The organism is Pseudarthrobacter sp. KH_020_B, assembly GCF_057840185.1.
Map to the genome: position 1 here is coordinate 674,399 of NZ_CM174506.1, position 20,365 is coordinate 694,763.

17 protein-coding genes are annotated in these 20,365 nt (G+C 65.9%); 7 read left to right on the plus strand and 10 right to left on the minus strand.

Annotation, left to right across the window (positions count from 1 at the left end; translation table 11 throughout):
• The first annotated feature begins 10 nt into the window (after nucleotides 1–10).
• A complete protein-coding gene (locus AC3IT0_RS03280) occupies nucleotides 11–1,222 on the plus strand; it encodes an ROK family transcriptional regulator (RefSeq protein WP_489322371.1) in 1,212 nt (403 codons plus the stop codon).
• A gap of 32 nt (nucleotides 1,223–1,254) precedes the next feature.
• On the opposite strand, the gene AC3IT0_RS03285 is transcribed toward AC3IT0_RS03280, so the two are convergent.
• The gene (locus tag AC3IT0_RS03285; RefSeq protein ID WP_489322372.1) at nucleotides 1,255–2,217 is read right to left on the minus strand and encodes a D-2-hydroxyacid dehydrogenase family protein; all 963 of its coding nucleotides are present in this window, start codon (nucleotides 2,215–2,217) and stop codon (nucleotides 1,255–1,257) included.
• 171 nt (nucleotides 2,218–2,388) lie between these two features.
• On the opposite strand from AC3IT0_RS03285, the gene AC3IT0_RS03290 reads away from it, so the two are divergent.
• Nucleotides 2,389–3,585, plus strand: coding sequence for an MFS transporter (locus AC3IT0_RS03290; RefSeq protein WP_489322373.1), 1,197 nt, complete (start codon nucleotides 2,389–2,391; stop codon nucleotides 3,583–3,585).
• A gap of 257 nt (nucleotides 3,586–3,842) precedes the next feature.
• Here the strand turns inward: AC3IT0_RS03290 and aceB are convergent, their stop codons facing one another.
• Both aceB and aceA read right to left on the minus strand, forming a co-directional pair.
• Nucleotides 3,843–5,495, minus strand: a complete 1,653-nt coding sequence (gene aceB, locus AC3IT0_RS03295; RefSeq protein WP_489322374.1) for a malate synthase A — start codon at nucleotides 5,493–5,495, stop codon at nucleotides 3,843–3,845.
• 94 nt (nucleotides 5,496–5,589) lie between these two features.
• Entirely contained in the window at nucleotides 5,590–6,906 is a 1,317-nt protein-coding gene (gene aceA, locus AC3IT0_RS03300) for an isocitrate lyase (RefSeq protein ID WP_489322375.1), read from the minus strand.
• Nucleotides 6,907–7,059: 153 nt separating this feature from the next.
• On the opposite strand from aceA, the gene AC3IT0_RS03305 reads away from it, so the two are divergent.
• Both AC3IT0_RS03305 and AC3IT0_RS03310 read left to right on the plus strand, forming a co-directional pair.
• The gene (locus AC3IT0_RS03305) at nucleotides 7,060–8,574 is read left to right on the plus strand and encodes a helix-turn-helix domain-containing protein (RefSeq protein ID WP_489322376.1); all 1,515 of its coding nucleotides are present in this window, start codon (nucleotides 7,060–7,062) and stop codon (nucleotides 8,572–8,574) included.
• A gap of 144 nt (nucleotides 8,575–8,718) precedes the next feature.
• On the plus strand, nucleotides 8,719–10,008 hold the full coding sequence (locus AC3IT0_RS03310; RefSeq protein ID WP_489322377.1) for a serpin family protein: 1,290 nt from the start codon (nucleotides 8,719–8,721) through the stop codon (nucleotides 10,006–10,008).
• Between the two features lie 3 nt (nucleotides 10,009–10,011).
• On the opposite strand, the gene AC3IT0_RS03315 is transcribed toward AC3IT0_RS03310, so the two are convergent.
• Genes AC3IT0_RS03315 through AC3IT0_RS03335 form a run of 5 tightly spaced genes read right to left on the minus strand, consistent with a single transcriptional unit; the run spans nucleotide 10,012 to nucleotide 14,247 of the window.
• Nucleotides 10,012–10,569: a DUF6036 family nucleotidyltransferase gene (locus tag AC3IT0_RS03315; RefSeq protein WP_489322378.1), complete on the minus strand. Its 558-nt coding sequence runs from the start codon at nucleotides 10,567–10,569 to the stop codon at nucleotides 10,012–10,014.
• Entirely contained in the window at nucleotides 10,559–11,104 is a 546-nt protein-coding gene (locus tag AC3IT0_RS03320; protein WP_489322379.1) for a hypothetical protein, read from the minus strand. Before AC3IT0_RS03320 ends, AC3IT0_RS03315 begins: the two co-directional genes overlap by 11 nt.
• 56 nt (nucleotides 11,105–11,160) lie before the next feature.
• Nucleotides 11,161–12,159 (minus strand): TAXI family TRAP transporter solute-binding subunit, encoded by a 999-nt coding sequence (locus AC3IT0_RS03325; protein WP_489322380.1) that lies wholly within the window; start codon nucleotides 12,157–12,159, stop codon nucleotides 11,161–11,163.
• Entirely contained in the window at nucleotides 12,152–13,582 is a 1,431-nt protein-coding gene (locus tag AC3IT0_RS03330; protein ID WP_489322381.1) for a sensor histidine kinase, read from the minus strand. Before AC3IT0_RS03330 ends, AC3IT0_RS03325 begins: the two co-directional genes overlap by 8 nt.
• A complete protein-coding gene (locus tag AC3IT0_RS03335) occupies nucleotides 13,579–14,247 on the minus strand; it encodes a response regulator transcription factor (RefSeq protein WP_489322382.1) in 669 nt (222 codons plus the stop codon). Before AC3IT0_RS03335 ends, AC3IT0_RS03330 begins: the two co-directional genes overlap by 4 nt.
• Nucleotides 14,248–14,495: 248 nt before the next feature.
• Here AC3IT0_RS03335 and AC3IT0_RS03340 point away from each other — a divergent pair, with 248 nt between their 5' ends.
• A complete protein-coding gene (locus AC3IT0_RS03340) occupies nucleotides 14,496–15,890 on the plus strand; it encodes an MFS transporter (RefSeq protein WP_489322383.1) in 1,395 nt (464 codons plus the stop codon).
• A gap of 303 nt (nucleotides 15,891–16,193) precedes the next feature.
• Nucleotides 16,194–17,492 carry a serpin family protein gene (locus AC3IT0_RS03345; RefSeq protein WP_489322384.1) on the plus strand — a complete coding sequence of 433 codons (1,299 nt, stop codon included), beginning with the start codon at nucleotides 16,194–16,196 and terminating at the stop codon, nucleotides 17,490–17,492.
• Between the two features lie 132 nt (nucleotides 17,493–17,624).
• Here AC3IT0_RS03345 and AC3IT0_RS03350 read toward each other — a convergent pair whose 3' ends face one another.
• Nucleotides 17,625–18,512, minus strand: coding sequence for a hydroxymethylpyrimidine/phosphomethylpyrimidine kinase (locus AC3IT0_RS03350; protein ID WP_489322385.1), 888 nt, complete (start codon nucleotides 18,510–18,512; stop codon nucleotides 17,625–17,627).
• A 138-nt stretch (nucleotides 18,513–18,650) separates the two neighbouring features.
• Here AC3IT0_RS03350 and AC3IT0_RS03355 point away from each other — a divergent pair, with 138 nt between their 5' ends.
• Nucleotides 18,651–19,367 carry a queuosine precursor transporter gene (locus tag AC3IT0_RS03355; RefSeq protein ID WP_489322386.1) on the plus strand — a complete coding sequence of 239 codons (717 nt, stop codon included), beginning with the start codon at nucleotides 18,651–18,653 and terminating at the stop codon, nucleotides 19,365–19,367.
• Nucleotides 19,368–19,462: 95 nt separating this feature from the next.
• Here AC3IT0_RS03355 and AC3IT0_RS03360 read toward each other — a convergent pair whose 3' ends face one another.
• Nucleotides 19,463–20,362 carry a type IV toxin-antitoxin system AbiEi family antitoxin domain-containing protein gene (locus AC3IT0_RS03360; RefSeq protein ID WP_489322387.1) on the minus strand — a complete coding sequence of 300 codons (900 nt, stop codon included), beginning with the start codon at nucleotides 20,360–20,362 and terminating at the stop codon, nucleotides 19,463–19,465.
• Nucleotides 20,363–20,365 lie beyond the last annotated feature (3 nt).

Here is a 20,365-nt window from a genome sequence, read left to right on the forward strand (position 1 = left end):
TTCATGATCCATGAGCCTCAGCCCCGGAACAGAGCCCGCCGCCCCAGACCACGGCGTCAGCCTGGCGCGCGCCGGCGACCTCTTCCAGCTCCTGCGGGACGGGCGAGCGCGGACGCGTGCCGAGCTGGCACTGACCACCGGACTGGCGCGTTCCACCGTCGCCACCCGCATCGACGCCCTCATCGCATCCGGCCTGGTGGGCGCGGCAGGTGAGGCGAACTCCAGCGGCGGCAGGCCGCCGTCGCGCTTTGCCTTCAACCCGGCGGCACGCGCCGTTCTGGCCGTCGACGTCGGCGCCACCCACGTGATTGTTGCCGTCACCGATCTCAGCGGCCGGATCCTGGCGGAGCAGCGGCTCTCCCAGGACGTTGCCGACGGCCCCGAAGCTGTCCTTCACCGCGTGGTGGAAGAAGGCCGTTCCCTGCTCGGCAAGGCCGGCAGGAGTGCAAGCGACCTCTCCGGAGTGGGGATCGGACTCCCGGGCCCGGTGGAACACGCCACAGGAAAGCCCGTCAAGCCGCCCATCATGCCGGGGTGGGACGGGTTCGACGTCGTTACGTACGTTCAGCGCTCGCTGCCGGTACCCGTGCTGGTGGACAACGACGTGAACATCATGGCGTTGGGGGAGCGGTCGGCGCACTGGCCGGAGCACGGGAATTTCCTGTTCATCAAGGTTGCCACCGGCATCGGGTCCGGGATCATCAGCAGCGGCGAGCTGCAGCGCGGCGCCAACGGAACGGCAGGCGATCTGGGCCATGTACGCGTGCCGCGCGGCGATGATGTGCTGTGCCGCTGCGGGAACTACGGCTGCCTGGAGGCGCTGGCGTCCGGACCGGCTTTGGCGGCCGAACTGGAACGGCAAGGTGTGCCAGCGAGCAGGGGCAGCGACGTGCTGCGCCTGGTGGGCGAAGGCAACTTGCAAGCGATCCACGCCCTCCGCCAGGCGGGCCGGGATGTGGGCGACGTGCTGGCCACAGTGGTTAACCTGCTCAACCCGTCCGTCATTGTCATCGGCGGCAGCCTTGGCCAGGCCGGGGAACACCTGATGGCCGGTGTCCGCGAAGTGGTCTACCGGCGGTCCTTGCCGCTCGCAACCAGCCACCTGCGGATCGCTCTTTCTGTTGCCGGGGACCAGGCGGCGATTCTTGGTGCGAGCCAGATGGTCACGCAGTACGTGTTGTCGCCTGCAGCCATTGAGGCGACGCTCCAGGCGGCCGGCTAGGCGCCTTTTCGGCAGTCATGACCCGGCCGTGATCACCCTGCGGTGATCACCCGGACCGGCGCCCGCTCCAACCAGGCCTTGACGTCCTCGAACGCGCCCCCATAGAACTGCCGGTAGCTCTCCACCGTCACGTAGCCGAGGTGCGGGGACAGCACAGTGTTGGGGGCGCTCAGCAGCGGGTGGCCCGTGGGAAGCGGTTCCTGGTCAAAAACGTCCAGGGCCGCGCCCCGGATCCAGCCCTCGTTCAAGGCCCGCACCAGGGCATCCTGGTTCACCAGCGGACCCCGCGAGGTATTCACCAGGATCCCTTCCGGCCCCAGGAGCCGCAGTTCCTTCTCGCCCACGATGTCCTCGGAACGGGGAGACAGCCGCAGGTGGAGGGTGACGACGTCGGAATTCCCGAAGAGGTCCTCCTTGCTGACCCTCTGAACGCCGGCTTCGGTTGCGGCCTCAGCGGTGAGATTCTGGCTCCAGGCGAGCACCTCCATGCCGAAGGCCTGCCCGTACGCCGCGATCCGCCGCCCGATCCTGCCCAGGCCCACGATGCCCAGGGTCTTGCCGGACAGCTCCATCCCCACCGAGGTCTGCCACGTGCCGGCACGCAGCGAGTTCTCCTCGGCCGGGAGGTTGCGGGCGATCGCGAGCAGCAAGGCCCAGGTCAGCTCGGGAGCCGCGGTGGGTGACCCGGGCGTGCCGCAGACGGTGATGCCGAGGTCCGTTGCGGCGGCCACATCGATGGCGGCGTTGGCCATGCCGGTGGTCACCAGCAGCTTCAGCCCCGGGAGCCGTTCCAGCACGGTGCGGGGGAACGGGGTCCGCTCACGCATCGCGATGACGATCTGGTAGCCGGCGAGCGCCGCTGCCAGGGCGTCCTCGGACTGGAAGGGCTCGCGGAAGACGGACGTTGCGACGCCGGCCTGTTCCAGGGCGGACCAGTCGGCGAAGCCGTGCGCCACGTCCTGGTAGTCGTCGAGGATGGCAAGCCGTTGCTGCATGTGAAGTTCCTTCGTCCGAGTGTGCGACGCCTGGTAGCCCGCACGTTGGGGCCGGCCGGTGTGAGCTTCATCGTATGCCAGGGCGCCATGACGTTGCCTGTGGCGTCCGGGGCAATGCGCCGTGATAGCAATGGGAGTGATGAAATCTTATTTAGCCACCGCGGAATCCTCGTGAGCGGACAGTTCCTGGCCAAAATTCCGAAAGGCTGGATCCTCCTGGCCTGCATCGGATTGCTGGCGCTGAACCTGCGTGGGCCCTTCGTTGCCGTTGCCCCGGTGGTTGACCTGATGCAGGCCGACCTCGGATTTACCCCCGTGATGTTGGGTCTGCTGACGAGTATCCCGGTGCTGTGTTTCGCGCTCGCGGCGTCGCTGGCGTCACTGACCACCAGGAAACTCGGCGCCGAGTTCGCCGTTTCGCTGACTATCCTTGGCGTCCTGGCCGGCGTGATTGTTCGCTCGGCGGGCGGCCCGGGACCGGCGGTGGTGGGCACGGTGATGATCGGCCTGGCCATCACGGTGGGCAATATCGCTGTGCCGCTGATCATCCGCCGCGACTTCTCCCCGTTGCGCCAAGGGACCGCCATGGGCGTGTACACCGCAGCCCTGAACATCGGCTCGTTCCTGACATCGATGGTCACGGCGCCCCTGGCCGAGCTGGCCGGCTGGCGGGTGGCCCTGGCCTCCGTGGGCATCCTGGCCGTGATTGCCATCGTTTTCTGGACCCTCGCCGTGGGCGCCCGCACGGCGTTTGTGCCCTCCCGCACCGTGGTGGCCGGCGGGCAGGAACACCCGGCCGTCAAGGGTTCCGGCTGGATTACCGCCGGGCTCACCGCTGGCTTCGCCGGGCAGGCGTTTTCCTACTACGCGGTGACGGCGTGGCTGCCGAGCTACCTCAACGACGAGCTTGGCATGTCCGCCTCGGAGGCCGGGGCAGGCTCGTCCCTGTTCCAGATCTTCGCCATTGTTGGCGGCCTGGGAGTGCCATTCGCGGCCAAGTATTTCAGTACGACGACGACGGCGGTCACCGTGGGGTTGCTGTGGACGGCCGTGCCGGCTGGGCTGCTGCTGGCGCCGGAGCTGTGGTGGCTGTGGTCCACCAGCGGCGGCATCGCGCAGGGCGGCGGGATCACGCTGATCTTCATCGCCATCATCAAACTGGCCCGGGACCAGGCGTCCGCGGGCCGGATGTCCGCCACGGTCCAGGGACTGGGCTACTGCTTCGGCGCTGTGGCCCCGCCGCTGGTGGGCTTCGTGCGCGACGCGTCAGGTTCGTGGACCCCGGCGCTGCTGGTGATCCTGGGCTCCGTGCTGATGTTCTTCGTCTGCACAACCCTGGCCGTGCGGCTGGTGCCAAAGGGACGCTGACGCGTCCCGCCGTCGTCCGTTCTCCTCCTCCCCACCCGCACGCCACCCACTGATGGCGCGAACGGACACTTAAGCCCCCACGACAGCGCGAACGGACACTTGAGGCCCCAGAATCCGAAGATTCCAGGGCCTCAAGTGTCCGTTCGCGCTGTGTTGGTGGTGTTCCGTCGCCGGGCCGGCACCCCCGGATCTCGGGGTGCCTGTTGCGAAGGGCGTGCCTGCCCGGCGGACGGAAATCTATTCAGCTTGCTGCCGACTTAGGCTGCGGCGAGCTCTTCCGTGGTTGCCTTTTCGCGGGCCTCGGTGAGGTAGCGGGCGTAGGCGGGGAGGGTCAGGAAGGACGGGAAGTCCCGGCCGAGGGTGACTTCCTCGAAGATGTCGCGGGAGTCTTCGAAGCGGTCGCCGTCGAAGCGTTCCAGGCGTGCGAACTCTTCGTCGAGCAGTTCCTCGATCCACTGGTGCGTGATGATTTCGCCGCGGTCGGTGATGGCGGACGCGAACATCCACTGCCACAGCTGGGAGCGGGAGATTTCCGCGGTGGCGGCGTCCTCCATGAGGTTGTGGATGGCGACGGCGCCGTTCCCGCGCAGCCAGGACTCGATGTAGCGGATGCCCACCTCGATGTTGTTCCGGATGCCCTGCTCGGTGATGGTGCCTTCGGTGGCGGCCACGTTGATGAGGGCGCGGTCGTCCGGGATGACGTCCTCGCGGGTACGGTCCAGCTGGTTGGACCGCTCGCCGAGGGTGGCGTCGAACACTTCGCGGCAGACCGGCACGAGGTCCGGGTGGGCCACCCAGGAGCCGTCGAAACCGTCGTTGGCCTCGCGGGTCTTGTCGGCACGGACCTTCTCGAACGCGTTGGTGTTGGCGGCCTCGTCCTTGCGGTTGGGGACGGCGGCGGCCATACCGCCGATGGCCATGGCGCCGCGCTTGTGGCAGGCACGGACCAGCTGTTCGGTGTAGGCGCGCATGAACGGCTGGGTCATGGTCACCTGGGCGCGGTCCGGCAGGACGAACCGGGGGCCGCGGGTACGGAAGTTCTTGATCAGGGAGAAGATGTAGTCCCAGCGGCCGGCGTTCAGGCCTGCGGCGTGATCGCGCAGTTCGTAGAGGATCTCCTCCATTTCGAACGCGGCGGTGATGGTCTCGATCAGCACGGTGGCGCGGATGGTGCCCTGCGGGATGCCCAGCAGGTCCTGGGCCAGGATGAAGATGTCATTCCACAGCCGTGCCTCGAGGTGGTTCTCGATCTTGGGCAGGTAGAAGTACGGGCCTTTGCCCTGGGCCAGGAGGCGGCGGGCGTTGTGGAAGAAGAACAGGCCGAAGTCCACGATACCGCCGGCCACCGGGGCGCCGTCGATGATCATGTGCTTCTCTGGCAGGTGCCAGCCGCGGGGGCGGACCACGATGGTGGGCAGTTCCCCGGCGGGACGGAGCTTGTATTCCTTGCCCTCAGGGCTGGTGAAGTCGATCCGGCGTTCCAGTGCGTCGGTAAGGTTCAACTGGCCCTTGATGACGTTCCGCCACGTGGGGGTGGAGGAGTCCTCCATGTCCGCGAGCCATACCTTCGCGCCGGAGTTCAGGGCGTTGATGGTCATTTTCTTGTCCACCGGGCCGGTGATTTCCACCCGGCGGTCCTCCAGGCCCGGTGCCGGCGGAGCGACCCGCCACGACGGGTCGTTGCGGATGTCCTCGGTTTCGCGGAGGAACCTGGGGTCCTGGCCGCCGGCGATGTCTGCCCGCCGTGTCCGGCGTGCCTGCAGCAGTTCCTGCCTACGCTCGGCAGTGGCCCGGTGCAGCTTGGCGACAAACTCCAGTGCATCCGGAGTAAGAACCTCGTCCTGCCGGCAAATGGGCTGCGCGGTCAAAGTGATCCCGTTGATGGTGAAGCTGTCAGTGAAGGTGTTCATTTCTGTCTCCTGGTGCAGTGCCCAACTGGGTAGCAGTAAGTGTCGTTTTGAGCCTCCAAAACGACACTTAGTGCTACTTACTTGGGGAAAGTTTCTAGTGGAACTGGCCTTCTTCGGTGGATCCCACCAGTGCCAGGGTTGACGCGTTCGGGTTGAGCGCAGTTGCAATGTCGTCGAAGTAGCCGGTGCCGACTTCGCGCTGGTGCTTGGTCGCGGTGTAGCCGCGGGACTCGGAGGCGAATTCCTTCTCCTGCAACTCGACGTAGGCGCTCATGCCTTCACGGGCGTAGCCGTGGGCGAGGTCGAACATCGAGTAGTTCAGGGCGTGGAAGCCGGCCAGGGTGATGAACTGGAACGTGAAGCCCATGGCGCCGAGTTCACGCTGGAACTTCGCGATGGTGGCGTCGTCCAGGTGCTTGCGCCAGTTGAACGACGGCGAGCAGTTGTAGGAGAGCATCTGGTCCGGGAAGTCGGCCTTTACGGCCTCGGCGAACTTGCGTGCCAGCTCCAGGTCCGGGGTGCCCGTTTCCATCCAGATGAGGTCGGAGTACGGAGCGTAGGCCTTGGCGCGGGCGATGCAGGGTTCGATGCCGTTGCGGACCTTGTAGAAGCCTTCCGGAGTGCGCTCGCCGGTGACGAATTCCTGGTCGCGGGGATCGACGTCGGAGGTGATCAGGGTGGCTGCCTCGGCGTCGGTGCGGGCAATGACCACCGAGGGGGTGCCGGCGACGTCGGCCGCGAGGCGGGCGGCGTTCAGGGTGCGGACGTGCTGCTGCGTGGGGATGAGCACCTTGCCGCCGAGGTGGCCGCACTTCTTCTCCGAGGCGAGCTGGTCTTCCCAGTGCACACCCGCCGCGCCGGCCTGGATCATGGATTTCATGAGTTCGTAGGCGTTCAGCGGGCCACCGAAGCCGGCCTCGGCGTCGGCGACGATCGGCACCATCCAGTCCTCAACGGTCTGGACGCCTTCGGAGAATTCAATCTGGTCCGCGCGGAGCAGTGCGTTGTTGATGCGGCGGACCACGGTGGGGACCGAGTTGGCCGGGTAGAGGGACTGGTCCGGGTAGGTGTGGCCGGAGTTGTTGGCGTCCGCGGCAACCTGCCAGCCGGAAAGGTAGATGGCACGCAGGCCGGCCTTGACCTGCTGCACTGCCTGGTTGCCGGTCAGGGCGCCCAGGGCGTTGGTGTACCCGCCGGTCTTGTGCTCTTCCGTGAGCTGCTTCCACAGCTTCTCGGAACCGCGGCGTGCCAGCGTGTGCTCTTCGGAGACCCGGCCGCGGAGCTTGACGACGTCCGAGGCCTTGTAGTCACGGGTCACACCCTCCCAGCGGGGATTGGCAGCCCACTCGAGCTCCAGGGCTGCGGCCTGCTCTTCGGGCGTCTGCTGGGTGGGCTCAAATGCTGCAGTCATCGTTGTCTCCTTGATTGAGCTCCGGGTGGTTATCTGCCGGCCGGAGCTGCTTCCTTGCAGCTCCGGCCGGCTACCCCGGTGCGGTGTTTCTTTCCGTGATCACTACTTTTCAGCACTTCACAACACTTCTCTAGGGGAAAACTATGGAAAGAAATGCACTTCTTCGCGTATTCTCAAGAAATGTCTCCTGCAAGCTGGAATCGCGAAGTCGCACCCCCGCCGTCATCCGCCGCCTCCCCGGAACTGGATGTCATCAGCCTGGGCCGCCGCGTGCGGCATCTGCGCAAGCAGGCCGGGTACACGCTCGATGACCTGAGCGCCGCCGTCGGGACCGCCCCCAGCCAGTTGAGCCTGATCGAAAACGGCAAGCGGGAACCAAAACTTTCCCTGCTGCAGGGGCTGGCCGCCGCGCTCAATGTGAGCATCGACCAGCTGCTGGGCGCCGAGCCGCCGAGCCGCCGCGCGGCCCTGGAAATTGAGCTGGAACGCTACCAGCGCGGGCCCCTGTACGAGTCCCTTAACCTGCCCAAAATCCGCATCAGCTCGCGGCTTCCGCTCGATGTGCTGGAGGCGCAGGTGGGGCTGCTGCACGAGCTCGAACGCAAGCTCAACGAGCAGGTGGCGACGCCGGAGGAGGCCCGCCGCGCGAACGGTGAACTGCGCGCCATGATGCGCGAGCGCGGCAACTACTTCCCGGAGTACGAGGCCGAGGCGCAGAAGGTGCTCGGGCTGGTAGGTTACACGGCCGGGCCGCTGAGCCAGCACGTCATCGCCGACATCGCCGAGAAGCTCGGATTCACCCTCCACCACGTGGGCGACCTGCCGCATTCCACCCGTTCAGTGACGGATTTGAAGAACCACAGAATTTACCTGACGCAGAGCCAGCGGCAGGACCACGACCCCCGCTCCGTGCTGCTGCAGGCGCTGGGGCACTACGTGCTGGGGCACGAGACGCCGAAAAACTACGGCGATTTCCTGGCGCAGCGGGTGGCCACGAACTACTTTGCGGCCGCTTTGCTGCTGCCGGAGCAGGCCACCGTGGATTTCCTGCAGAAGGCCAAGGCTGCCAAGGAAATCGCGGTTGAGGACATCCGTGACGCGTTCGCCGTGTCCTATGAGACCGCCGCGCACCGCTTCACTAACCTGGCCACGAAGCACCTGGGCATCACCACGCACTTCCAGAAGACCCACCAGAGCGGCATCATCTACAAGGCATACGAGAACGACGGCGTGACGTTCCCGATGGACCATACCGGCGCCATTGAGGGCCAGCCGTCGTGCAAGGCGTGGACGTCTCGCGCCGTGTTCGATGTGCCGGACAAGTTCAGCGCGTACAGCCAGTACACCGATACTCCGTCCGGGACATATTGGTGCACGGCCCGGACGGAGCGTTCGGCCAGCGGTGAGTTCTCGTTGTCGATCGGCGTGCCGTATCAGCACGTGAAGTGGTTCCGCGGCCGGGAAACCACCGCCCGCGAAAAGTCCACGTGCCCGGATCCGAACTGCTGCAAGCGTCCACCGGCCGCGCTGGCCTCCGAGTGGGCGGGCAACGCCTGGCCCTCTGCCCGCGCCCACTCGCACCTGCTGGCCGCGATGCCGCCCGGCGCGTTCCCCGGCGTCGACGAGACCGAGGTCTACGCATTCCTGGCCGCGCACTCGGAGCGGTAACGCTCCATCACATTTGGGCCGCTTTCGCCCAACGCTCTCTCACATTTCGGCTACTTTTCGCCATCCCTCTCTCAGGTCGCGTGAATTCTTCGCGCGACCGGAGCACCATGTGAAGACACCAGCGGGCAAAAAAGGGGATGCGCCATGAATCGAATCCGGAAAGCGGCGGCGGTAGTCGCGGCAGCCGCGTTGGTGGGCGGCACGGTGCTGGTCAGCGCCTGCGCACCCCGGCCAGCCGACGTCGGACTTTTGAAGGCCGACGGCGTTGAACGGGTTTCCGTCCGTGTTGCGGACTATCAGGCCCAGCGCGAGGCGTTCAACGCCTCTGCGCTGAAACTCGGCCAGGCGCTGCTGGAGGACGGCGGCGAGGGCGGCAACGGGAACACCGTCTCCTCGCCGGGAAGCCTGCTGATTGCCCTGGCTATGCTCCGCGCTGGGGCATCGGGGGAGACCGCCACGGAAATGGACTCAGTGCTGGGGCTCCCGGTCACTGGCCGGGATGAGGCCATGAATGCCCTGCTCGCCTCCCTGGAGAAATACGACGGCGACCCCGCCTCCGTGGACGAGAAAAACCCGCCGCGCAAGCCGCTGGTCCACGCAGCCAACGGCCTGTTCATCGACAAGAATGAGCCCACGGGCGCCGACTATCTGGCCACGCTCGCCAGGCACTACGGCACCGGCGTGTACCCCGTGGACTTCCGGGACCAGGCCACAACGGAGCCCGCCATCGATGCCTGGGTCGACAAGAACACCGGCGGCAGGATCAAGAAGGCGCCGGCCAAATACGATCCGGACAACACGTTCAGCCTGCTCAACGCCCTGTACTTCGCTGCTGCCTGGCAGGAGCCCTTTGACGCGCTGGGCACCTCGAACTTGCCCTTCACGCTGGGCAACGGCGAGCGGATCGACGTGGACACCATGAACAACATGTCCACGATGGCCTACGCGGAGGCGCCCGGCTGGCAGGCAGTGGATCTGCCCTACGCAGACGGTTTCGCAATGCGGCTGGTGCTGCCGGCGACTGGGGCGCCGACGCCTGACATGTCCGCCTTGGAAGGCATCGCCGAGGCGTTGGAGGCTGCCCCGGACATTCCCGTGATAATCCAACTGCCCAAATGGGACCACAAATCGACACTGGACCTGATGCCGATTCTGCGAGGCCTCGGGTTGACGAAAACACTGGGGCCGGACGCCGGGTTCGGTGACATTCAGCCCGGGCTCCTGATTGCCGATGCAGCGCAGGCCGCCAACATCACCGTCGCGGAAATGGGCACGGTGGCGGCCGCAGTGACGCAATTCAACGGCGCGGTGTCCGGAAGAGTGGTCCCGCAGGATCCGCAGAAGATCTCCTTCGACCGCCCGTTCCACTATCAGATCGTGCACACCGAAACAGGGCTGCCGCTGTTCATGGGGAAGGTCGCGGATCCGCGGTAGGAGCTACGCGGTGGGTGCTTGTTTGGCAGCAACGGATTTGGCCCATGACACGGCGCTGTCGCGGCGGGGCTCGCCGGGGTCGATCAGCTTGATTTGCTCCGCTAACTGTGAGGGATCGATCAGGCCGGAGTCGATGAGCGCCAGGACAAACGCATGGTCTTTGAAACGTGCGGCGATGAGCTTGGCGGCACACAAGTCATAGGGATCCAGGCAGAGACCGGTGCTGTTCCGCGTGTTCTCATTCCTGATGCTGACCAGCCGATACTCCCAGTCGCGGGGGAGCACGGCTGTTTTTCTGCTGGCGCCCTGTACATAGACCCCGTACTCGGTGTGGAAGGGCGACCATTCGCCGAGTGCTGCATCCAGGTTGTCCGCGAGGGTTCCTGATTCGTCGTCGGACATGGGGGCAATGTTGACTCCGTCCGACATCGTTGCGGCAGCAGGCAGCTGATCGTCAGTGAACGAGCCAAGGATTGATTGGCTGCCGAATACGATGACGCGGTCGCTGTGGATGATCTCCGTGGCGGCGCGGATGGCATGCTCAAGTTCTTCACGTCGCAAGAGCCGCCGCCTTCTTGATTGCAATGATCCGTTCGTCCTGTGTCAGGGCACCTGCGAAGGGACTCATCTGTCGCAGTTCTTTTGCGATGGGGCTGTCTTCAAGCATTGCCACCTCGAATTCGTTCACAGGAAGGTCCAACAGTTCGGTCCAGCGGTCCAGCCACTTTTCGGCGATAGGGTTCCGCGGCCGTTGGCGCATCCTTTCGATTCCAGCCCGCCCGATTTCACGAATCGACTGCTCGTTTTCGTGCAGCTTGAGGCCCAGCCGCACATGTAATTCAAACGGAATCCGCTCTTCTCGCCGGGGCATGCGGGGACGGCGATCGCGGGCCGCCTTGATGGCCGACTGAATTACGGCTGGGCTGCATCCGAGGCGTCCAGCCAGGTCCCGGATGGATAGGCCTGCAACATGGAGGGACCAGATAGTTTCCTGGCGATGGCGCGCAGCCCCCAGCTGCTGCTGGCGCAGGCTTTCGCTTTGCTGGCCTAGAGCTCTGGCCTCTTCGACCATGCCTGCCAGATCGATGACGGTCACGTGTGTATGGTACTCCCGTACGGAGTGCTGGCGGAAGGGGTTGCCATTCGCCCCACCTACCCGTGGAGCTCCCGGTACGCGGCCGCAGCACCGGGGTGCAGAGGCAAACCCGCGGTGTTGATCAAGGACTCGGGGCTCAAGAACTGGACGCCCAGGCTGGAACGCGGGATGAGTTCCTCGGCATGGCCCACCAGCAGTTCGACGGTCCGTTTGACGGTTTGGTCATCGAGGTCGCTCCGGCACAGCAGCAGGTTCGCCACGCCCACGGTCCAAACAGCCGGAATGCCCTCGTAGGCGCCCGCCGGGATCAGCACCCGGTCGTAGAAGACGCCGTATTTGGCCCGCAGTGCCGGCAGCAGCGGCGACAGATCGAGGAAACCCAGCCCGACGTCGTCGTTCGCGGCGGCAATGGCCGCGGTAGGCACGCCGCCTGACCAGAACAACGCGTCCACCGTTCCGTCCCGCAGGGCCGCGAGGCCCTGGTTGAGGCCAAGGCTCAGCACCGTGACACCGCCGGCGGTGCCGGCAGTGGTGTTCAGGCCGGCAGCCTCGAGCAGCCGCGGAGTGGTCAGCGACGTCCCTGAGCCGGGCTCCCCGACAGCCACGGTCCGGCCGGCAAGCCCGCCAATGTCCCGGATTTCGCTGTTGCGCCGGATGACGCAGTGGACGTAGTTCTCGTACACCTTTCCGACGGCGGAAAGTCCGGCGGCGGGCGTCCCACCCACCGCTGTGCGTTCGGCCGCGGAGTCCGCAAGCGCGACGGCGAACGTGGCTTTGCCGGTCAGCAGATGTTCGAGGTTGTCCAGGCTGCCCCCGGTAGTCAGCGCCGTGGCTTGGCGGGCAACGCCGTGACGCTGCAGCGATGCCGCCAGCAGTTCGGCGAACTCCAGGTAGAACCCTCCGGGCTCGCCGCCGGCCACGGTGACGGTGCCCGGGCGGTCCTCGGGCGTGCAGGCACTCAGTGCCGGCAGCAGCAGCCCGGACAGCGCGGCCGCCAAACCGGCCTTGAGGACGGTCCGCCGGGGGAGGGCTCCGGGTCCGATGCGGTCAGTCATTGCGGGGTTCCGGCGCATCCCCGGCACGTGGAAACTCGAGGCGCACGATCAGGCCATGCGGCGAGGCGTCCGCAAGCACCAGCCGGCCACCGTTGGCCGCTGCCAGCTTGTCCACAATGGTCATGCCCAGCCCGGTGCCGCGGATCGTCCGGTGCGCCGGCGACCGCCAGAACCGGCTGGTGGCCGCTGTCCGTTCGTCGGCGGAAAGCCCGGGGCCGTCGTCGGACACCTCGATGGCCACCCTGCCTTGGCGCTCGCGGGCAGCAACCGAGATGTGGGCGCCGGGAGCATACTTGGTGGCGTTGTTCAGAAGTTCGCCCACCATCTGGGCCAGTTCCGCGGCGTTGCAGGAGATGCGGATGGCGGGGGCAGGCGGATCTGACAGGAGGATGGCTGCTCCGCTGCGCTGGGCGGCAGGCCCAGCCCGTTCGGCTTCTTCCTGCAAAATCGGGTACGGATCAACGGGAGCCTGAACGTCACGCGACGGGGTTCCCAGCGGGCCCCGGGCGGAGTCCTCAGAGGCCCTGTGCTCGGCGGCCGCCAGCCGAAGGACCCCGTCCAGGATCTCCTCCACACGTTCGAGTTCGGCCAGAACGCCTGCCGCGGCGTCGTGTTCCCGGGAGGTCTTCAATTCCAGCTGCAGCAGATCGATCCTGAGCCGCAACGCGCCCACGGGATTGCGCAGTTCGTGCGATGTGTCCGCTATCAGTTGCCGCTGCGAATCGAGGCTGCGGCTGACGGTCTGCGCCATGGTGGTGAAGGAACGGCTCAGTTCCCGGAGTTCCGGCGGCCCGGCCTCGGGAAGCTGGCCGGTCCGGCCGGTGGCCTCAAGTTCGGTGACGGCTGCATTCAGCCGATGCACGGGCCGGAGGACCCACCCGGTCACGCGGGCCGCGCCCAGCAGGAGCACCGCGGCCAGGGCCGCCGCCGCCAAACAGACGACGAGCCACCGCTCCCGCAGTTTCTGCCGGGCCGCGTCCAGGTTGACCTCAAGGACGGCCTCACCCAGGACCTGGCTCGCGCTGCCGAAGGAGCGGGAGATCACCTCGGAGGCGGCCCCGAACGGCTGCAGCGGGGTCAGCGTGGTGTCGCTGAGGTTCAGGTTTGCCCTGGCCACCGCGTCCCCGACGTCCGGCCTGTCCTCGCTTAGGCCGCCGGAGCGCAGCGTGCCCTGTTGGAGGCGGATCAGGACTCCCTCGCCGTAGAGCTCGGAATACCGGTCCATCTCCGTCTGTAATTGAGCGGTTTCGCCGGCGGAAGCTGCGTCGAACGCCACCTGTGCCAGGCGGTTGAGCGACGCGGCCCGGTTGATCTGGAGCTCCTGGGTTAGTTCCCGGCTGGCCGAGGTCAGGATGGCGTTGGAGGTGATGATCACGATGAGCACCGCCAGCACACTCAGGATGCCCAGGACGCGCAGTTTCACGCCGGGTCCGCCTCGATCCGGTAGCCGACGCCGCGGACGTTGATGATGAAGCCCGGCAACTGGAGCTTCGCCCGCAGCCCCGTCAGGTGCACGTCAAGTGACCGGGACGAGGCCACGAAGGCGTCGCCCCACAGCGCGTCCAGGATCTGTTCGCGGGTGACCACCGAGCCGGCATGGCCGGCCAGCAGGGCCAGCAGGTCAAACTCGGTGGCCGTCAACGGCAGCACCTCGGAACGGAGTGCCGCCACGCGCCGCTCGAGGTCGATCTCAAGATCACCCAGCACCACACGCTGCTGCCGCTTACCGCCATGGCGGCCGGCACGCCGCGTGACGGCTTCGATGCGGGCAAGGAGTTCCACGAGCTTCACTGGCTTGACGAGGTAGTCGTCCGCTCCGGACCGCAGGCCGAGCACCACGCTGCGTTCGTCGTCGCGCGCGGTGAGAATCAGGATGGGCACCAGCGTGACTTGGCGCAACTTGCGCAGCACGTCGAGGCCATCCATGTCGGGAAGGCCCAGGTCCAGGAGGATGACTTCGAATTTTCGGTGGACCAGCAGGGCGTCGGCTCCGCGGGCCACCCGGGTGGGGTTGTGCCCCGCGGTCACCACGGCCGCGGCCAGCGCCGAGGCCATGGCGTCGTCGTCCTCGACGATCAGCAATTCCATGGCACGGTCCCTTTTCGATGACTGGCAGCTGCAATCTGCCCGCTTTGGAGATTACCCCGAGCCTCCGGCGAAACCTAAGGAAGTGTTAGGAAATGCCTTCCCACGTTGGATGTGCCTTGGATCACGCATAACTTGGATGAGGCCCTCGGCGTTTGAGGGGGACGTCAACGTCGAGGAGGAACCATGGGCAACGTAGCCATGGATAGTACGAAAGTAAGAAACGCGCCGCAGCCAAGGAAGGTTCAGCGATGAGCACCCAACAATTTGCGCCCACAACCGAGGCCGCCCAGACCCGCCGGGCCGTGAGTAACATCCTCAAGGGGTCCGCGGGCAACCTCGTGGAGTGGTACGACCTCTACGTCTACACCGTCTTCGCCGCCTACTTCCAGTCCCACTTCTTCAACTCCACGGACGACCTCCAGGCCGGCCTGGAGGCGATGGCAGTCTTCTCGACGTCGTTCCTCATGCGCCCCATCGGCGCCTGGTTCTTCGGCCGCTACGCCGACCGCAAGGGACGCAAGGCCGCGCTGACGCTCAGTGTCACGCTGATGTCCGCAGGCTCCTTCGCCATCGCAATCCTGCCCACCACGCAACAGGTGGGCGTCTGGGCTCTGGTGATGCTGATTCTGATCCGCCTGGTCCAGGGCTTCTCCGTGGGCGGGGAATACGGCACCAGCGCCACGTACATGTCCGAAGCCGCCACGTCCAAGCGCCGCGGATTCTTCTCCAGCTTCCAGTACGTCACCCTGATCGGCGGCCAGATGCTCGCCCTGCTGGTGCTGGTCATACTGCAGAACGTGATGCCCAAGGGCGATCTGACCGAGTGGGGCTGGCGGATCCCGTTCGCCCTCGGCGGCGTTGCCGCGCTCGTGGTCCTGTGGCTGCGTCGATCCATGGAGGAAACCGTCTCCGCGGAGCAGGTTGAGGCCGCCAAGAAGCCCGTTGCGGCCGGCGAAGCCCAGCCGGGCACCATGAAGCTGCTGTTCACCCAGTACTGGAAGCCCCTGCTGATCTGCATCGGCGTCACCCTCGGCGGCACCGTGGCGTTCTACACCTACACCAACTTCATCCTGAAGTTCATGAACGATACGTCCGGCATCGCCAAGACCGATACCTCGGTCATCAACTTTTGGGCGCTGTTCATCTTCATGATCCTCCAGCCCGTCTACGGCATCATCTCGGACAAGGTGGGCCGCAAGCCGCTGCTCCTGTGGTTCGGCATTACGGGCGTCCTCTTCACCTGGCCGCTGCTCTCCACCCTGTCCAACACCAAGGACCCGTTCACCGCGTTCCTGCTCATGATGGGCGGCCTGCTGATCGTTGGCGGCTACACCTCCATCAACGCCCTGGTGAAGGCTGAGCTGTTCCCCGCCTCCATCCGAGCCCTCGGCGTCGGCCTGGGTTACGCGATCGCCAACTCGCTCTTCGGCGGCACGGTCCCGCTGCTTGGTGCGGCCTTCCAGAAGGCCGAGCGCGTGGATCTGTTCTTCACCTACGTCACCGTGGCCATTGCCATCTCGCTGGTGGTCTACATCTTCGCCCTGAAGAACAAGAAGGCCACCCACCTTGACCGCGAACAGGGCGATGCCTGGAACCGCCCGGCCAAGGACGACGACAAGGACAAGGACCTCATCAACGCCTAGTTTTGGGGGGCAGAGACTCCGGAGAGCGTACGACGTCGGGTGGCCGCCCGCCGTCGTACGTTCACCGCCCCATCGCTTACGCACCCCGGACGCTCTCTCAGATAATGTGGCAAATCCCGGGACGCTCTCTCACTCTCTTTAAGAAAGTGAGAGAGCGTCCGGGGTTTTCTTGCGTTAAGTGAGAGAGCGTTTGGGCGAGACCAAAATGAGTGCGAAGCGTGACCGTACAGGCATCGTCTCGCGCCGCCGTCGCTGGTTCACTGGAAGCAGGCGGGTTCCCGCCCTTGTGCCGGGGAGGCGACAGTGGTGTTTCGTTTTCAGCGGGCGGTGGCGTTGGGTGCGGTGCTGGGGCTGGCGGCATGTGCGGCCCCGGCCCCCGCGCCTCCGGAATTGATCACGGCCGACGGCGTGGAGCGGGTTTCGGTGGACCGCGCGGCTTTCCCGGACGAACTGGCCACGTTCCGGCAGTCCGCCATTGTCCTCGGCGATGCCCTGCTGGCCGACGGCGGCGACGGCTCCGGCGGGAACGTGGTGTCCTCGCCCGGGAGCCTCCTGATTGCCCTCGCGATGCTTCGCGCCGGTGCGTCGGGAGAAAGCGCAGCGGAGATGGACAGCGTCCTGGGACTCCCTGCAGAGAACCGGGATGAGGCCATGAACGCGGTCCTCACCTCGCTGGCGACGTTCGACGGCGACCCCGGCGCCGTGGATGAGGACAACCCGCCGCGGAAACCGGTCATGCACGCCGCTAACGGGCTGTTTGTGGACAAAGGCGTGCCTACCGGTGAGGCGTTCCTGGACACGCTGGCCCGGCACTACGGAACCGGGGTGTATCCCGTGGACTTCAGCGATAAGGGTGCAACCAAGCCCGCCATCGATGCCTGGGTCAACAAGAACACGGGAGGCCGGATCAAGGAAGCGCCGGCGGAGTACGATCCCAGGAACACCTTCAGCCTGCTCAATTCCCTGTACTTTGCCTCCGCCTGGAGCGCGCCGTTTGACCCGAATGACACCTCGGACCTGCCGTTCACCACCGCCGCCGGCGAGGAAATCGACGCGCCTGCCATGCACAACGAGCTCGAGATGAAGTACGCGGAAGGCGTGGGTTGGCAGGGCGTGGACCTGCCCTACGCCGACGGTTTTGTTATGCGGTTGGTCCTGCCGGCGGCCGGAGCCGGCGCGGGTTCGGGGCCAGCCTCCGCGGCCTTCGGTGCGGAAAAGCTCAGGGAAGTCGCGGACGCCTTTGATGCTGCAACGCTGGAGACGGTGCAGATCCAGCTGCCCCGCTGGGACCACAAGTCCAGTTTCGACCTGCGGAAGGTGTTTGCGTCATTGGGTCTCCAGAAGATGCTCGACACCACGGAGGACTTCAACAACATCCAGCGGGGGATGATGATCACGCAGGCCGCGCAGGCTGCCAACATCACGGTCGCCGAAAAGGGCACCGTGGCCGCAGCCGTGACCCAGATCAATGCAAGGGAGACCAGCGCTCCGCCGCCGCCCGAGCGGTCCATCAGCTTCGACCGGCCGTTCCACTACCAGATCGTGCATGTGGAAACGGGCCTGCCGCTGTTTATGGGAACGGTGGCCGACCCCCGTTCCTGACCGAACGCTCTCTCAGATCCTGCAGCTTTTCCGGGGACCCCCTCTCTCACTGTCTTGTGGAAGTGAGAGAGCGTCCCGGGTTTTCCTGCGTTAAGTGAGAGAGCGTCTGGGGGTGGGAGTTGGGCTCCCTGGTTAGCGCGCGCCACCCTGCCAGAGCGCGTCGAACGGCGCTCCGGACGCCACCCGGTTGCGGATCCCGGCGGTGACAAAGTCCTTGGCGGCCCGGGCAGCTTCCAGCGGCGTGGCGCCCTTGGCCAGCTCGGCCGTCACCGCCGCGGCGAGCGAACAGCCGGCGCCGGACACCGCCACCTCGCCCACTTTCGGAGCGCTGAGGACTTCGAGGGTCTCGCCGTCGTAGTAAACGTCGACGGCGTCCGGACCTGCCAGCCGCACCCCGCCCTTGGCGAGGACCGCGGCGCCGCTGAGCTCATGGATGCGGACTGCCGCTGCTTTCAGGGATTCGACGTCGGTGATCGCCAGGCCGGACAGTGATTCGGCCTCGAAGTGGTTGGGTGTGACGAACGTGGCCAGCGGCAGGATCTGCGCCTTCAGGGCCTGGTCCGTGTCCAACGCGTGGCCCGGCTCCTGGCCCTTGCAGATCAGCACCGGATCCAGCACCACGTTGCGGAACCGGCCCGCTTCAAGCGCCGCGGCGACCGTGCTGATAGTGGCCGGGCTGCCCAGCATGCCGATCTTCACGGTGTCCAGAACCGGCCGGCCCGCCGCACCCGACGCACCGCCAGCGGTGATGCCCGACGCCGGACCGTAGGCCGCCGTCGTGGCCTCCAGTTGGTCGGCGATCACCTGCTGGTCCACCGGCACAAATCGGTGGTTCCAGTTGTCGCTCGGATCGAAGGACACGATGCAGGTCAGGTTGGCGATGCCAAACACGCCCAGCTCCTGGAACGTCTTCAGGTCGGCCTGCGCTCCGGCGCCGCCCGTCACTTCGGACCCCGCGATGGTCAGGACGACGGCGGGAGCGGATACGGGGGACTGGAGGGCAGCTGAAGCTAAAGTCATGGCACTATCCTGCCACCCGGCGTCGGGCCTTATTGTTCGGTGGGAGAATGTCGTGACAGTGCTAATACAGCCGGCGTCCCCCGCAACTTTCGTTGCGGGAACGGTATGCCGAGCGAACCACTACGAATGGAATCCCCCATGCCTTCCCCCTCAGGCGCTGACGCCCTGCCCATCGCCGACTCCGCCCGGACGGCGCCGAAATTCGCATCCATCGGCTCGCCGTACTTTGGCATCATGCTGGCGTTTATGGCCGTGGTGCTGATCCTGTCCAACATCGGGGCGTCCAAGGGCGTCGCGATCGGCCCGATCATCACCGACGGCGGCTTCTTCCTATTCCCGCTCGCCTACATCCTGGGCGACGTCATCAGCGAGGTCTACGGCTTCAAGGTGGCGCGCAAAGCCATTTTCACCACCTTCGCCCTGTCCGTCTTCGCCTCTGTTTGCTACTGGGTGATCATCGCCCTGCCCGGCTTTGATGACGAGTTCGGCGCGTCCAAGCAGGCCGCCCTTGAGGGGGCCCTTGGTCCGGTGCCGCAGATTGTGCTCGCCTCGCTGCTGGCATTCCTGGCCGGCCAGACCATCAACTCGTGGATCTTGGTCAAGATGAAGGCCCGCTCCGGGGAGAAATCCCTCTGGGCGCGGCTGATGGGTTCCTCCGGCGCAGGTGAATTCGTGGACACCCTGATCTTCTGCAGCATCGCCGCGTCCGTCATCGGCATCACCGACTTCGGCACGTTCCTGAACTACGTCGTGGTGGGCTTTGTCTACAAGACCCTCGTGGAGTTCCTGTTCGTCCCGGTGACGTCCCTGGTAATCGGGTGGATCAAGAAGCGCGAACCGAGCTACGGGGTCTAGGGCAAGCCTGCGGCGGGGCCGTTTCGACGGTTCCCTGCGCACACGATCTTCACAATCATCGAGTGGGCAGGGAACCGTCGAAGTGGCGCCGGGCCCTACGCCGCTGATTGGCTCAGGAGCGCCCGGAGGACTGTCATCTTGAACTCCTGCTCGCGGAAGAGGTGTTTCCACTCGACCCGGATGAATGTCCAGCCAAGGGCCATCAACGCCTTTTCGCGTTGCCGTTCGGCGAAGATGGCCTCATCCGTGGGCTGGAAGTCGAAGTACTTCACCCGTCCGTCGAATTCCAAAGCCACTTTCTTGTCCCGCCAAGCAAAGTCGAGGCGGTGCTGGCCTTCCGCGGACCAGACGACCACCTGCAGCTCAGGTGGCTCGATGCAGAGCCGGTGGAGCAGTTCGCGGGTGAGCGTTTCGCCCGGAGACTCGGAACGGGAATCGCTGTCTTCGATGGCCCTCCGAAGCGCCAGGACTCCGTTTCTTCCAGTCAGTGCAGAGCACATCTTCCGGAGCTTCTCCACGTCCGCACCTTTCCGCAGAGCATGATCCATCAAAACCAGGGACTGCCTGTAGTTGAGCATGAGGCAGCAATCCACCACCGTCCGCTCCAGCGCAGTGCAGGGCAGACCGTCCACGAACGTGACGTCGTCGGCCCCCAAGGTGCGCGTGTGTGCCACGACGTCCTTGCCGTGGGATATGCGCGAGGGACACGTCTGCTGGGTGACATGAACCAGATCGTCCACGTCCCACAGGAACAGCCCATGGAGCCGGGCGCCCGAGGTGTGGCTGTAGACGAAGCCGCCGCCCGACGTCGTCAGCGTTCCATGAGCATGGGCCGCGATCAGCTGCCGACTGCGCACCCACGCCTTCTGCCTCGCCCAGATACTGCCTCGGATGTAGCAGCCGCGTCTGAGCCGGACCAGGTCTCCGGAGCGTACCGACGCGGCTATGGCGCGGGCCTTCAGGCCGGCTTCCAGGAGCTCTTCTGTTCGCCACAAGTC

Excerpts from the sequence above, each read along its gene's own strand:
- AC3IT0_RS03280 (WP_489322371.1), top strand. The coding sequence starts at position 11 with ATGAGCCTCAGCCCCGGAACAGAGCCCGCCGCCCCAGACCACGGCGTC.
- AC3IT0_RS03285 (WP_489322372.1), bottom strand. The coding sequence starts at position 2,217 with ATGCAGCAACGGCTTGCCATCCTCGACGACTACCAGGACGTGGCGCAC.
- aceB (WP_489322374.1), bottom strand. The coding sequence starts at position 5,495 with ATGAACACCTTCACTGACAGCTTCACCATCAACGGGATCACTTTGACC.
- aceA (WP_489322375.1), bottom strand. The coding sequence starts at position 6,906 with ATGACTGCAGCATTTGAGCCCACCCAGCAGACGCCCGAAGAGCAGGCC.
- AC3IT0_RS03305 (WP_489322376.1), top strand. The coding sequence starts at position 7,060 with ATGCACTTCTTCGCGTATTCTCAAGAAATGTCTCCTGCAAGCTGGAAT.
- AC3IT0_RS03310 (WP_489322377.1), top strand. The coding sequence starts at position 8,719 with ATGAATCGAATCCGGAAAGCGGCGGCGGTAGTCGCGGCAGCCGCGTTG.
- AC3IT0_RS03325 (WP_489322380.1), bottom strand. The coding sequence starts at position 12,159 with ATGACTGACCGCATCGGACCCGGAGCCCTCCCCCGGCGGACCGTCCTC.
- AC3IT0_RS03335 (WP_489322382.1), bottom strand. The coding sequence starts at position 14,247 with ATGGAATTGCTGATCGTCGAGGACGACGACGCCATGGCCTCGGCGCTG.
- AC3IT0_RS03340 (WP_489322383.1), top strand. The coding sequence starts at position 14,496 with ATGAGCACCCAACAATTTGCGCCCACAACCGAGGCCGCCCAGACCCGC.
- AC3IT0_RS03350 (WP_489322385.1), bottom strand. The coding sequence starts at position 18,512 with ATGACTTTAGCTTCAGCTGCCCTCCAGTCCCCCGTATCCGCTCCCGCC.
- AC3IT0_RS03355 (WP_489322386.1), top strand. The coding sequence starts at position 18,651 with ATGCCTTCCCCCTCAGGCGCTGACGCCCTGCCCATCGCCGACTCCGCC.